This window comes from Lichenicola sp., assembly GCF_965198575.1.
Lineage (GTDB): Bacteria > Pseudomonadota > Alphaproteobacteria > Acetobacterales > Acetobacteraceae > Lichenicola.
On record NZ_OZ240671.1, the window covers coordinates 3,552,085 to 3,564,875 of the forward strand.

9 protein-coding genes and 1 pseudogene are annotated in these 12,791 nt (G+C 67.1%); 2 read left to right on the forward strand and 8 right to left on the reverse strand.

What is annotated here, in order from left to right; translation table 11 throughout:
* Positions 1-12: 12 nt before the first annotated feature.
* Together ACOEQ2_RS16110 and ACOEQ2_RS16115 are read right to left on the reverse strand one after the other, a co-directional pair.
* Positions 13-1,494: a mechanosensitive ion channel domain-containing protein gene (locus tag ACOEQ2_RS16110; RefSeq protein WP_419728958.1), complete on the reverse strand. Its 1,482-nt coding sequence runs from the start codon at positions 1,492-1,494 to the stop codon at positions 13-15.
* Positions 1,495-1,510: 16 nt separating this feature from the next.
* The gene (locus tag ACOEQ2_RS16115) at positions 1,511-2,347 is read right to left on the reverse strand and encodes an MIP/aquaporin family protein (protein WP_419728959.1); all 837 of its coding nucleotides are present in this window, start codon (positions 2,345-2,347) and stop codon (positions 1,511-1,513) included.
* A 401-nt stretch (positions 2,348-2,748) separates the two neighbouring features.
* On the opposite strand from ACOEQ2_RS16115, the gene ACOEQ2_RS16120 reads away from it, so the two are divergent.
* Complete coding sequence (locus ACOEQ2_RS16120) at positions 2,749-3,852, forward strand: zinc-binding alcohol dehydrogenase family protein (RefSeq protein ID WP_419728960.1); 1,104 nt, start codon at positions 2,749-2,751, stop codon at positions 3,850-3,852.
* Positions 3,853-3,904: 52 nt separating this feature from the next.
* Positions 3,905-5,266, forward strand: a complete 1,362-nt coding sequence (locus tag ACOEQ2_RS16125; RefSeq protein ID WP_419728961.1) for an amino acid permease — start codon at positions 3,905-3,907, stop codon at positions 5,264-5,266.
* Here ACOEQ2_RS16125 and ACOEQ2_RS16130 read toward each other — a convergent pair.
* The 6 genes and pseudogenes from ACOEQ2_RS16130 to ACOEQ2_RS16155 all read right to left on the reverse strand — a co-directional run bounded on the left by ACOEQ2_RS16130 (position 5,220) and on the right by ACOEQ2_RS16155 (position 12,355).
* On the reverse strand, positions 5,220-6,131 hold the full coding sequence (locus ACOEQ2_RS16130; protein ID WP_419728962.1) for a LysR substrate-binding domain-containing protein: 912 nt from the start codon (positions 6,129-6,131) through the stop codon (positions 5,220-5,222). The two genes, ACOEQ2_RS16125 and ACOEQ2_RS16130, sit on opposite strands and share 47 nt — an antisense overlap.
* A 785-nt stretch (positions 6,132-6,916) precedes the next feature.
* Positions 6,917-7,165 (reverse strand): annotated as a pseudogene (locus ACOEQ2_RS16135) (hypothetical protein); the annotation flags it as partial.
* A 515-nt stretch (positions 7,166-7,680) separates the two neighbouring features.
* Positions 7,681-9,207, reverse strand: coding sequence for a GMC family oxidoreductase (locus tag ACOEQ2_RS16140; protein ID WP_419728963.1), 1,527 nt, complete (start codon positions 9,205-9,207; stop codon positions 7,681-7,683).
* Between the two features lie 66 nt (positions 9,208-9,273).
* Positions 9,274-9,573: a hypothetical protein gene (locus tag ACOEQ2_RS16145; protein WP_419728964.1), complete on the reverse strand. Its 300-nt coding sequence runs from the start codon at positions 9,571-9,573 to the stop codon at positions 9,274-9,276.
* Positions 9,574-9,594: 21 nt separating this feature from the next.
* Complete coding sequence (locus tag ACOEQ2_RS16150) at positions 9,595-10,851, reverse strand: hypothetical protein (RefSeq protein ID WP_419728965.1); 1,257 nt, start codon at positions 10,849-10,851, stop codon at positions 9,595-9,597.
* Between the two features lie 34 nt (positions 10,852-10,885).
* Positions 10,886-12,355 carry an aldehyde dehydrogenase family protein gene (locus tag ACOEQ2_RS16155; protein WP_419728966.1) on the reverse strand — a complete coding sequence of 490 codons (1,470 nt, stop codon included), beginning with the start codon at positions 12,353-12,355 and terminating at the stop codon, positions 10,886-10,888.
* Between the last annotated feature and the right edge of the window lie 436 nt (positions 12,356-12,791).

Below are 12,791 nucleotides of genomic sequence, written 5' to 3' on the forward strand. Positions count from 1 at the left end.
GGAGCGGCCGGGCTAGCGCGCCCGTCCTGCCGAGATCAGGCGCTGGACGAAGATGCGGAGGCGGCCGGAGAACACGTCCGATGCCTCGCCGGCGGCATTGCCGCGCGCCGCGGCCTGGCGTGCCATCGCACGCATCGCACGATCGACCGTCTGTTCCAGATCGGTCGCGAGCTCCGGTGCGCCGTCGAGGCAGGCGGCAAGATCGTTTTCATCCAGCTTGAAGGCCCTGGCGATCGTCGCGGCGCGGGCGGTGGCACGCTGGGCGCTGCCGGTGATGAGCGCCACCGCGCCGATCGTCTCACCGGGGCTCAGACGGTAGCGGGTGGTCGGCGCATCGACCGGGCCGGTGATCATGTCGATCACGCCAGCCGCGATCATGAACAAAGCTTCCGGCCGATCGCCCTCGCTGAACAGCAGGTCGCCGACCGCCAGTTCGATGGGATTGAAGCGACGCCCGAGCAGCGTCCGGTGCGTCTCGGTCATGGCACCGAACAGGGCGGAATGTGCCAGCAGGTCCTCGACACCCAGAGGCGTCACGACCGTCACCGGCGGGTCGGCGGCCTGGCCCGGGATCGCCAGACGCATGCCCGCGAAACGCAGGTGGCGATGCACCCGGGCCAGCATCTCCGACCGCACCTGACCGACGACATCGCTGCTGGCAGCGGCGAACTGCAGCGCGAACGTGGTGCCGTCGCCGGCCAGTGCGGTGCAGGTGACACCGGGTTCGATGCCCGGGACGAACCGGTTGCCGGCATGCAGCGCCGCATCGAGCACGACGAGCGCATCTTCCGGCGGAATCCCGGGATCGAGCTTCAGTTCGAGCACCTCGCTGGTGGCGGCGAGCGGCGCGCTGCGGTTCAGCAGCCGGCCGCGCGCCACGACGCTGTTCGGCACGATCGCGACATCCTGTCCGACCTTGAGGTGGGTCGAGCGCCAGTTGATCTCGGTCACCCGTCCGGTGACGCCGTCGACGCTCAGCGTGTCGCCAGGTTTGTAGGGACGTTCGGCGCCAACCGCGATGCCCGAGAACAGGTCGCCGAGGGTGTTCTGCAAGGCGAGGCCGAGGACGATCGCGACCACGCCGGACGTGGCGAGCAATCCCCGCACGGGTAGCGCGAACACGAACGCGATCACCGCCAGCGCCACGGCGAGCTGGATCGCACCCGCGACCAGGTCGGTCAGGATGCGCGCCTCGCGTGACGGATTTCCCAGCGCCATGGCGCCGCGCGCGAGCAGGACCGCAACCCGCGCGACGAGCAGCCACCAGCCGATCGCGAGGAGCTGCTCCAGGAGGCGCGTCGGTCCGAAGCGAGGGGCGAATTCGGGCGCGAGCGGTGATCCGAGCACCGGGGCGAGCAGCAGCGAGAGCAGGAGGAGTGCGACAGCCTGCCAGCCCAGCCGGGCCCAGAGCGGCGCCCGCGTTGTCGCCATTCCGAGTGGCACGCACGCTGCAAGCAGGAGCGCCGACAACCACAAGGCAGGGATCGTGCTCATGGCGTGCGATACGCCGTCACGATCCGGATTGCTTCCGCATGGTGCCGCCGTGATGGCCGAAATGGAACAGCCGTGCCTGGAACGGACGATGCGGCCCGAGCACCTCGTAGCGGACGAACGCCACCGCAAGGGCTGCGCCGATCAGCGGTCCGAGCCAGTACACCCACCAGTCCGACCACATCCAGCCGACCAGCTCTGGCCCGAACGATCGCGCCGGATTGGCGCTCGCACCGGAGACCGGACCTTCGCACCAGCTCAGGATTGCGAACAGCGGCGGGGTGACCAGCGGCGTGAAGGGCTGGCTCCGGCGGTTGCTGGCCGAGATGAAAATGAGCGCCACGAGGAGGAAGGTGCTGACCACCTCTCCGGCGATCGCGTAAAGCAGCGGCAGCTGCCGTGCCGGCACGGTCGCGCCCCAATGCAGGCTGGCGCCGGTCTGGCCCCAGGCAAGGAGGCACACCGCTCCCAGTGCGCCACCGAGCAGCTGCGCCGCCACGTAGCAGGAGGCATCGCGCCAGCGCAGTCGTCCCTCGAGCCAGAACGCGAAGGTCATGGCGGGATTGATGTGGCAATCGCTGACCCGCCCGAGCGGCGAGTAGGCCAGCGCGGCGCCGGTCGAGCCGAACAGCAAGCCGTTCAGGAACCGTCGCGTGCCGGGCGCCAGCGGCAGCGATGCGAACGGGCCGCCGGTGCCCCAGAGCGCGATGATGGTCGACAGCCCGAGTGCGACGAGAAGCAGCGTACCGACCAGCTCGGCCACGTAGAGGCTGGGGTGGAGGCGATGCGGTGGCTGCGGATCGCCGCTGAGCGGCCTGTCCGGACGTGTCGTGACCTGCAAGGCGGCGGCGGTCATGCGATCACGCAGCCTGCATCGGCGGTGCCGGATCGACAGGTGCGGCGATGTACGGTCCTGTCATGGGTTCGATCCTTTCAGAGCCGCGCATGATTTAATCAAGGAGCGTGCAATTGTGGAGGATGCAGAGGCGGCAACCCTGATCTGTCGCATACGGAAGAGCAGGCCAGATCCTGTAAGCATCGCTTCCGATGAAGTCGAGGGACATTCAGGGAAATCAGCCGCCCTGGTTCCGGCCTTTGCCGGGAAATGCTTTTGCAAAATGGGCTGTAATGGCCTGCGCTGCGAAGCACTACGATCGCATGTGGCTCGAAGCCCGGTGTCAGCACGATCGCCGACGTGCCCGGTCGGGCAGGAGGAGTGAAAATCAACGGTATTTCCTGCAGGATCCTGGTTCCTGCTTGACCGTTCCGGCTCAACGCACCAGGCGGCCGTGTCTGTCCGATCGTGCCGAATTTCCAAGCCTCGTGGCTGGAAAAAACGAACTTGCCAGCAGCTTCATCCCTCAGCAGCGGGAGTGGTGCGCCTTGACCATGATGAAAGCGGCGGTGGTTCGAGAGGCGGGATCCCCTGAAGTCTTGAAGATCGAGAGCGTGCGGGTTCCTGTTCCGGTGAGCGGTGAAGTGCTGATCCGGGTCAGGGCGTTCGGGCTCAACCGTTCGGAGGTGTTCACGCGCCAGGGACTGAGCGCCGACGTGTCGTTCCCCCGCATACTCGGTATCGAGGCCGTCGGAACCGTCGCATCAGCGCCGGGCCAGGAATTCATCCAGGGAGAAACGGTTGCCACCGCCATGGGGGGCATGGGGCGTCGGTTCGACGGCAGTTACGCGGAATACACGCTGGTTTCTGCGTCCCAGGTACAGCCGATCCATGCCGACCTGCCCTGGGCCACGCTCGGCGCCTTGCCGCAGATGTTGCAGACGGTCTGGGGCGCTTTGTTCAAGGCGCTACGGCTGCAAGCGGGCGAGAGGCTGCTCATCCGTGGCGGCACGACCTCGATCGGGCTTGCGGCTGCGTCGATCGCCAGGAACCACGGCGCACTGGTCATGTCGACGACGCGCCAACCCGAGTGCCAGGGGCTGCTGCGGCGAAGCGGCGTCGACCAGGTATTCATCGATAGCGGCTGGATCGCGGAGCAGGTGCATGAGGTGTGTCCGGGGGGCGCCGAAAAGGTCCTGGAGTTGATCGGCGCGACGACGTTGCACGACAGCCTGCGCTGCGCGAAGGCGCGCGGCATCGTGTGCCTGACCGGGATGATGGAACACAGGATGCTGCTGCCGGATTTCCGCCCGATGACCATCATCCCGACGGCTGTCTGTCTCACGACCTACGAGGGCACGTCGGGAGACTTCATGCGCATGCCGCTCGATGAACTGACCGGGCAGGTTGCAGCAGGCGCGCTCGAGGTGCAGATCGGCCCGCTCTTCCATCTCGACGAAATTGTCGAAGCACATCGCTGCCTGGAAAACGATCGAGACGGGGTCAAGATCGTTGTGCTGACATAGACCCCCGCGCGTCCGGATCGGTCACCTGCTATTCGGGATAGCCTTGGATCACATGCAACACGCTCCACGCGGACTGACGCGGCGCCATGTCGAGTTCCTGACCCTCGGCGGTACTATCGGTGGCGGCCTGTTCCTTGGCGTCGGGCAGGGGATCCGCGCGGCGGGTCCGGCGATGATACTGGCGTTCCTGGCTGCCGGATGCGCGGTCTTTGTGGTCGCGCGCTGCCTCGGCGAAACCGCTCTCGCGGTGGGCGGCCGGGCGACGTTCGTGCGGACCACGCGGCTCAATCTCGGTCCCCGCGTGGCCTTCATCGGTGGCTGGAGCTACTGGGCCTGCACCGTGCTGACCTGCATGGCGGAACTCGTCGGGGCAGGCATTCTGCTCCGCGTCTGGTTGCCGGCATTGCCGCCATGGGTGGCAGCACTTCCGGCACTCGTCCTGCTGTCCGGCCTGAACCGCATGCGGGTCCGGGTGTTCGGCGAGATCGAGTTCTGGATGGCGATGCTCAAGGTCGTGGCCTGCGTGGCGATCGTCGTGCTCGGCCTGATGCTGGCCGCCGACCCGGCACGGCGGCCGGAGGTCGGGATCGACAAGCTCTGGGTGGATGGCGGCTTCCTGCCGAACGGCTGGCGCGGGCTGCTCCTGGCGCTGCCCGCTGCCGTGTTTGCATTCGGCGGCAGCGAACTGGTCGGGCTTGCATCCGCCGACGCCGAGCAGCCGGCTGCCCTGGCGTCACGCGTCGGCCGGGCGATCCTGATCCGCACGACGGTCATCTATGTCGGCGTGACGACGGCGCTGCTCGTGGTGATGCCGTGGCGCACGGTTTCGGTCGCGAACAGCCCGTTCGTCGATTTCCTGGCGCGGGTCGGGCTGCCGGGATCCTCGACGGTGATGGCCGTGGTCGTTCTGTCGGCGATCCTGTCATCCGGCAATGCCTGCCTGTATGGAGCCACCAGGGTTCTGGCCTCGTTGGCCGAGGAAGGCTTGGCACCGCCACGCCTCGGCCTCAGGAACGACAATGGTGCGCCAGGCGCCGCCGTCACCGTTTCGTCCTGTCTCGTGGCAGTTGCGATCGGGCTGGAACTTCTCGTCCCGGGCCGGCTGTTCGTGAGCCTGCTGACGATGTCGGCGATCACCGGGCTGGCAAATTGGGCGATCTTCACGATCACCCACCTGCGGTCGATCCGACACAGGCAGGGTCGGGCGAAAACGGATATTGCGTGGATATCGGGAAATGTCGCGGTGCTCGCGCTGATCGGTGTCACCGTCGCCGTGGTCGCGACCGGCAGCGGTACCCGTCCGGCCGTTCTCGCCGTCGCCCTGCTGTTCGGCACGCTGACAGTGGCAGCCTTTCTCCTGATCCCGGCTAGATCGGCAGATCGGGAAAGATCGTCGGTGCCATGCGGTAGGTGAAGTCCTTGAACAGACGGACCGGGTGCTGCAGGCGCCGGTTGCCGAGATGCAGCAGCGACAGATCGAATACCGGGAACCGCCAGTCCGGCATGATCTCGACAAGACGTCCGTCGCGCATCAGGTCCGGCTGCACGATCGGTGGCAGGTCGCCGACACCCTGGCCGGCCAGCACGCCGCTGATCACCCCGGAAAAGTCATTGATGCCGACATGCGGCAGAAACGAGATCGACTCCTGGTCCTGTCCGTTCACGTGGCTGAACGCCCAGTGGTTCTCGGGCTGCCAGTGCGAGAAGGCCAGGATCCGGTGATCCAGAAGGTCCTGCGGCCTTCGTGGCGGCGGCCGGCTGGCGATATAGGCCGGACTGGCGACGAGCTGGTGACGGTAGGTCAGGATGCGGCGCACGACGAGTGACGAATCCCGCATCGGGCCGACATGGAAGGCGAGGTCGACGCCATCGGCGATGTGGTCGATCTTGCGCTCCGTGATCAGGATCTGCACCCGTACATCCGGGTAGGAGGCCTGGAACGCGCCGACCAGCGGTGTCAGCAGCGAGTCCGAGATGCTCGGGGGGGCCGAAAGCCGCAACGTTCCGGCGACACGCGACAGCTGGTTGGAGACATGCCCGTCCAGCGCCTCGGAGATCTCGGAGATCCGGATGGCGTGCTCGAGCACGTCGCTCCCGACATCGGTCAGGCGGAGGGCCCGGGTGGAACGCTCGAGCAGCCTGGTGCCGAGCTGGTCCTCGAGGTCGGCAACCCGCCGGCTCACCGTCGAGACCGGCATCTTGAGGCGACGGGCCGCTTCCGAGAAGCTGCGCGCCTCGATGACCTTGGCGAAGACGATCAGGGCGTTGAGGTCGGGCATCCTGGTCTTCCCTGTCACAGGACCGGATTATGCTGCGCAACCGGTGATGTTCCAAATTCCCGATGACGTTGCAGCGAACGACGCAAAACCGGTCCGGCCGCCCCTGGTTTTCGCCCCAGGCGTGTTGCAGCGCTCAGCCGCCCGCAACCGGACTGCCACGATCATCTCGTCGGGGCGGCGCGGGCGAGCTTGACGTCCGCCAGCAGCTGCTCCCGCTGCGCGTACAGCAACTCGATCGGGGTCCGATGCCTGCCCGCCTGCTGACGCGCGATACTGCCATCCGCCGCAATGGTCGGCGCTCAGCGGCGTGGCGAACTACAGGATCCCGCGATGCACCGGGTCGTGTCCGCTTCCCGAAGGTTCTTGCCCAAAGCGGACGCGCCGCTCCCGGCCATAGCTGCACGTCGCACCTCGCGTCAGGAAGTTTCGCTTGCGGACTCGTCAGGATGGATCGACTGCAGGTCCCGACGCGGTCCAGGTCGCTTCCATCTGGCGGTTCCAGTCCCGGCAGTTCTCATGTCTGCGGGACCACGTCGCACGGCCCCTCGAGGAGGGGGATCTGCTTATGTCGTGACGATGATGAATGGTCTGCCGTTGCCGGCTGCCGGAGGCGCCCGTCAAGCCGGGCTCCAAGACGTCGCGGATCCGTTCCTGCAGCCTTGGCCACGTCATGGCCGAGCCACCGCCGACAGCGCCGCCTAGGCCGCCGGGGAGCGGAGGTGATCCGGGTCCCGAAGCGCCGGCGTGCGCTGATCCTGTTCCTGTTCCTGTAGCCTGGCGAACGCCTTCAAGGCGGTCAGCTCTTCGCGAACGTCGGCGAGGATCTCGACGAGTGCCTCGTGATCCTGGGTAGCGCGCTGCTCGCTGCTTCGCGCCAGCAATGCGCTGCCGACCATCAAGGCGGGCAGCGCTACCAGCTGGATGCAGTTGCTGACGTAGAGCAGCGTGTTCTGCGCCTTCGGCACCAGCAGCGGCACGAGGGAGAAGATCGTAAAGGCATAGACGCACCAGATGCTGCCGAAGGCGATCGTCATCCGCAGTGCGATACTCTCGTTCGATCGGTAGATGACCGCGCGAGCCGAGTCACGTAGCCGCTTGGCGGTTCGTGCATCGCGCTGTTCCTGAGCGGTCGCAAGATTGCCGGCCGGAGCAACGACGGGTTTCTCCGGCGGGGCCGCATCACGTGGTGTCATGCTCTATCTGCAACCTTCGGATCACCCTGGGCGCGCCTCTGGAAGGCGGTTCGGTCGCTTGCGCTGTGAACTGCCAAACCTGCTCCCCCCACGCCATGATGCCCGGCTTCAGCCGAGCCGGCACGTGCGGCGCGCCGGCGGAGTTCCGGAACCGCACCAGCACCGCGTCGCTCCGCATGCGGGCAGCCATCCTCATGCCTGCGGGAGCGGCCCTGGCGACGAAACGGCCCTGTAGCAGCACGCCCTTCGCATACGGGCGACTTTTTAGAACGCGCGGCCGTGCCGCCGATACGATGTGGCGGCGGCAGCGCTGCGTTCGCGTAGTATGTCTTCCAGGCTGTTTCTACTCGCATGGATCAGGCGAGCCGTGCTGCGAGATGCTCGGCCACCGCGATGGTGGTGATGTTGGTCGCGGTCGACACCGCATCCGGGAAGATGGACGCGTCGATCACGCGCATTCCGAACGTGCCGCGCACGCGGCCCTGCAGGTCGACGACGGCAGTCGGATCGCCCTCGACACCCATCGGCGCTGTCGAGACCGGATGATGGTAGGTATCCAGGGTCGCGTTGATGGCGGCCTGGATTTCCGCGTCGGAGCGTGCTTCCGGTCCGGGTGACAGCTCCGCGTGGATGAGCCCGGCCAAGGGCGCGGTCTGTCCGATCCGGCGGGCCAGCCTGACGCCCTCGAGCAGTCGGGCCCGATCGGTCGCGTCGGCCAGGAAGTTGAGGTCGATGCGCGGCGCAACTGCAGCGTCGCGGCTGGCCAGGGACAGCCGACCGATCGATCGTGGGCGGGTCAGGCCGGTCGCCAGGACGAAGCCGACGCCGGTCGGGCTGAGCTCGTGCGGGAACAGGTGGGTGGCGGAGATGTGCAGATCCTCGTCGCCATGTTCCGCCGTGCTGCTGTGGGTCCAGGCCACCGCGCCGACAACCGGAACCTGGGCGCCGATCCGGTCCGGACGCGCCGCATAGGCGTTGTAGTAGAAGGGATGATCCTTCAGCCGTCGCCCGACCGGGAGGTCGGACACCACCGGGATCGACAGCGCCGCCAGATCCTCCGCCGGACCGACCCCCGAGCGCAGCAGGATCGCCGCACTGCCGTAGGCGCCGGCCGAGAGGATCACCTCCGACGCCCGGACCACGTCGCCGTCCAGCAGGCGGACGCCGACCGCCCGATCCGCGTCGAACAGCACGCAATCCACCGTCGTATTTCCGCGGATCCGCAGGTTCGGCCGCGCACGCACCGTGTTGGTCAGGTAGGCCATGCCGGTGTTGATCCGCACGCCGTTCACGATGTTCATCGGATACGGCCCGACGCCGTTCACCGCGTCGCCGTCGAAATCCTCGATCACCGCAAGCCCGTTCGCGGCGGCGGCCTGTACGAACGCCTGCTGCATTGGCGAAAGGTCGTCGTGGGTCAGCTGACGCAGCGGCAGCGGGCCGCCGTGGCTGTGCACGGATGTGTTGAGAGAGTCGCTGTCCTCGAGACGCTTCATCGCCGGCAGCAGCTCGTCGAACGACCAGCCCGGCAGGTTCCAGTTCAGCAGGTCCTGCGGCCGGGGGCGGATGGCGACGCCGGCATTGATCGCGGAAGATCCACCGAGCACCTTGCCCCGCACCGCCGCGATCGGGTGACCGACATAGCCCGGTTCGGTGAGATAGCCCCAATCCGCACCGGTGCTGGCGCCGACAGAATCGCTCGATGCGATCGATCGCGGATAGTTCCAGGCGGTGTAAGCCGGTCCGGCTTCCAGCAGCAGAACCTGACGTTCGGCGTGGGCACTCAACCGGTTTGCAAGCACCGCTCCCGCAGACCCGCCTCCGACGATCAAGGTGTCGATGACGGGATTGCCCGCTGAGTTGATGGCGACTGTATCGGGCATTGTTTCGTGTCCTGGTTCAGCGACCGTTCTGTCAGCCGTTCCTGCAAGCCTCGTGATGCCGAACAGCTAGCGCATGGATGCGAGCAGGTTTAGCCGGGCTTTCGAAAAGCTGCTTCCACAGCAGGGCACGACCGTCGTCGTGCACATCATTGACGGCTCTCGGCGACCAGCTGCTGCAGGTCCAGCGACGACGATCAGCACGAGGCCGCGGTCGAGGGTGAAGTGCGGGGTGCCGGGAAAAGCGCCAGCGGGGTCCCGCCTGAGATGACGGCTGTCGCCGGAAGGCCGACGCGACGCGAGGTCCAGCACGAAGGTCGCCAGCAGCAGACGGATCGGCACGTCGCGATGGTGTGCCGGCGACATCATGGCGGTTGCCATCCCGCCGCGTCACATCGACGCAAAACCCTTGCCCGCTGCCTCCAGCCCGCCCTGCACGGTGAGGGCCTCGACGACCCCGTGCAGCTCGAGCGCCTCCACGCCGGCCCCATGCGTGACCAGCCCGCCCGACACGCTCACCTCGCGCGCAGCGCCGCCCGGCTTGATGCTGAGTGCCGTCGCCGCGAGCCGGGTCACGACACCCTTGACCAGGGAGTCGCCGACGCCTCCATGCGTCTCGATGCCGCGCCGCACCGTGATGCATCCGACCGGCTGGCTGATCTGCACGCCGACCGCGCCGTCGCCATGCGTGACGACCCGGTCGAATTCGGCCTCCACCAGGCTGCCGGCATAGATGTTGAACCCCCTGGCGCCACCGCCGAAAGTCTCGATCGGGGCCAGCAGCTGCAGCGAGCGCAAGCTGCCGAAATTCACGAAACCGATGCCGCTCGGCCCGTATGACGTGATCTTGGCCTCCGCGGTCCAGCGATCCACCACGCCCCAGTTGTCGAGCACCATGTCGTTGGGTCCGTAGGTGGTGACCGGCCCACGATTGCGTACCTGGTCGACGACCGCGCCCGACACCGTGAACACGCCACCCGAGATGCGATCCGGTGTTCCGGGCGCGATGCCGCCGTCGCTATGCACCTCGCCGGTTTCCAGACGGGCGACCAGCAGCCGTCCACCGACGTCGCCGGCGCCGGCAACGAACACGCCGCCGCCGCGCACCGGCGCACCCGCGAGGCCGATCGACAGGCCGGTCAGGTCGGCCGTGATCGTTACCGAGGGATCGACCTGGCGGTTCCACACGGTGAAGACGCCCGGCACCACCTCGACCCCGAAGCCTGCCGGCCGCTCATCGAAGCCGCGGGCATCGGCGGCGAGGATGTGAACGTCATGCGCCTCGACATGACCCTTTCGAACCCGATCGGCAGCGAGCAGGCGCACGCAACCGGTGATGCGCAGCTGGCGCAGCTCCAGGCGGCCGAGATCGTCCACGCTGGTGTCGTTGAAGATCGCGCGCCGGTCGGGATCGGCAGCAAGCTCGAGCCCTTCGACGCAGTTGTCGGAGCAGAGCTCGAGCCCGTCCTGCCCGGCACCGAAGGCAAGCCGCGCGGACCCTCCGAAACCGACGACGGCCTGGCCCGGGTGCAGTTGCAGCGTCGGCACGTCGATCAGCTGTGCCGCCACCCGCACGACAGCGACCCCTTGCGCCACCGCCGCGACGAGCGCTGCCGTCGTCTCGATGTCGACTTGTTGTTCCGGCATCCCGGTTCCTCCTCGATTGTGGGCGCTTGCAGCCTCAGGCAGCGGGCGATGCGAGATCGACTTCATGGATGATCGTGCGGTATTCGATGAAGTCTTCCATCGCCGCGACGCCGTTCATCCGCCCGAGGCCGCTCTGCTTGGTGCCGCCCTCCTCGGTTTCCGAGTACACGACCGCCCAGTTGTTGATCCAGATCGTGCCCGCCTCGATCTGCCGCGCAATTCGTAGCGGACGGTCGACATCACGCGACCAGATGGACGCCGCGAGGCCGTAGCGCGTGCCGTTCGCGAGCGTCACCGCCTCGGCTTCGGTGTCGAACGCCTGCATCACCAGCACCGGCCCGAACACCTCCTCCTGGACGATCGCCATGGATGGATCCGTGACCTCCAGCAGCGTCGGGCGGTAGAAGGCACCCCGGGCAAGCGGCCCCTCGGCGAACGGCCCGCCACGGACCACCACCTGCGCCCCGCCGGCGATCGCCGCGTCCACCATCTCGTCGATGCGACGGACGTTCTCCATGCTGATCACCGGCCCCATGTCGCTCGACGGGTCCGACGCGGGTCCGACCTTCACCGCCTGCAATCGACCGGCCAGCATGCTGCGCACCGTTTCCAGGATCGGCCGGTGCACCAGCAGGCGGCTGCCGGTCATGCAGAACTGGCCGGCGAAGGTCGTCAGCGCTTTCTCCACGACAGGAATGGCCGTTTCCAGACGCGCATCGTCGAACAGCAGCACCGGGCACTTGCCTCCGAGCTCGAGGCCGAACCGCTTGATGTTTTTCGCCCCTGCCGCGGAAATCGCCTGGCCCGTGCTGGAGCTGCCGGTGAAGCTGATGGTCGGCACCTCAGGCGCATCGATCATCAGCCGCGCGCCATCGCTGCGCATCTCGCAGAAGACGTTGATCACGCCGCGCGGGAGGCTCCGGGCCTCGGCGAAGATCCGGCACATGCGGGACACGGTCTGCGCAACCTGGCCCGGCATCTTGCCGACCACGGTGCAGCCGGCGGCAAGCGCAGGCGCCAACGACCGGATGAACAGCACCACCGGCGAGTTCCAGGGCGCGATGACGCCAGCGACCCCCATGGGTTCCCTGAGCACGGTGGAGTAACGCCCGGGAGCGGTTTCCACCGCGCGTCCGGCTTCGGTCAGCGCCAATGCGGCATAGAAGCGCAGCTTCGGAGGCACCATCGACACCTCGAACAGGGCCTCCGGCTTGATCTTGCCGTTCTCGAGCGACAGCATCTCCACGAGTTCGTCCGTGCGCGCCTCGAACAGGTCGGCGAGCTCGTTGATCGCCTTGGCGCGCAGCCGGCGGTCATGGCGCCAGGGACTGCTCAGGAACGCCTCCCGGGCCGCCGCGATGGCCAGCCCGGCCTCCATTGCGCCCGCTTCGGCATAGCTGCCGATCACGGTTCCGGTTGCCGGGTCGATGCTGTCCAGACGCCTCGGGGAATCCACCCATTCGCCGTTGATCCAGCTGCATGCTTTCGGAAGGTTGGCGGTCATTTCTAAGCTCCCAGACACCGCAGGGCTCCTTACGGAGCGCGATGCGTGTTCGTTTGGGCGGTGTTGCTCTGCAGGACGAGGAACTCGCGGATGGTGGCTTGCGCCGTACGCTCCAGTCCGTTCATGCGGCCTTCCACAAGCCGGCGTACCCGCCCGTAATCCACGACGCCTACGGGATCGATCGCATGTTCGTTAGGGGGTGCCGGCGGAAATGAGCTTCCCATTTCTGCAACGGAGGCTTTTGTCGGTTGAGGATCGCAACGGCGCCGAACTGGTGAGCCGGCAATCCCCGGCTCCAAGCTAGGGTATGACCTGCGCTACCAATCATGGGAAAGGCTTTCTCGATTTTGCGGTCTATTCAGGTAATCGCTGCCTGCACAAGGTGGCTGCTCGGGAGTTGTCTTGAAGATTTCGCTCGAGTGGCGCGGCTGCTTGA

Excerpts from the sequence above, each read along its gene's own strand:
- ACOEQ2_RS16125 (WP_419728961.1), top strand. The coding sequence starts at position 3,905 with ATGCAACACGCTCCACGCGGACTGACGCGGCGCCATGTCGAGTTCCTG.
- ACOEQ2_RS16150 (WP_419728965.1), bottom strand. The coding sequence starts at position 10,851 with ATGCCGGAACAACAAGTCGACATCGAGACGACGGCAGCGCTCGTCGCG.
- ACOEQ2_RS16110 (WP_419728958.1), bottom strand. The coding sequence starts at position 1,494 with ATGAGCACGATCCCTGCCTTGTGGTTGTCGGCGCTCCTGCTTGCAGCG.
- ACOEQ2_RS16115 (WP_419728959.1), bottom strand. The coding sequence starts at position 2,347 with ATGACCGCCGCCGCCTTGCAGGTCACGACACGTCCGGACAGGCCGCTC.
- ACOEQ2_RS16145 (WP_419728964.1), bottom strand. The coding sequence starts at position 9,573 with ATGATGTCGCCGGCACACCATCGCGACGTGCCGATCCGTCTGCTGCTG.
- ACOEQ2_RS16130 (WP_419728962.1), bottom strand. The coding sequence starts at position 6,131 with ATGCCCGACCTCAACGCCCTGATCGTCTTCGCCAAGGTCATCGAGGCG.
- ACOEQ2_RS16140 (WP_419728963.1), bottom strand. The coding sequence starts at position 9,207 with ATGCCCGATACAGTCGCCATCAACTCAGCGGGCAATCCCGTCATCGAC.
- ACOEQ2_RS16155 (WP_419728966.1), bottom strand. The coding sequence starts at position 12,355 with ATGACCGCCAACCTTCCGAAAGCATGCAGCTGGATCAACGGCGAATGG.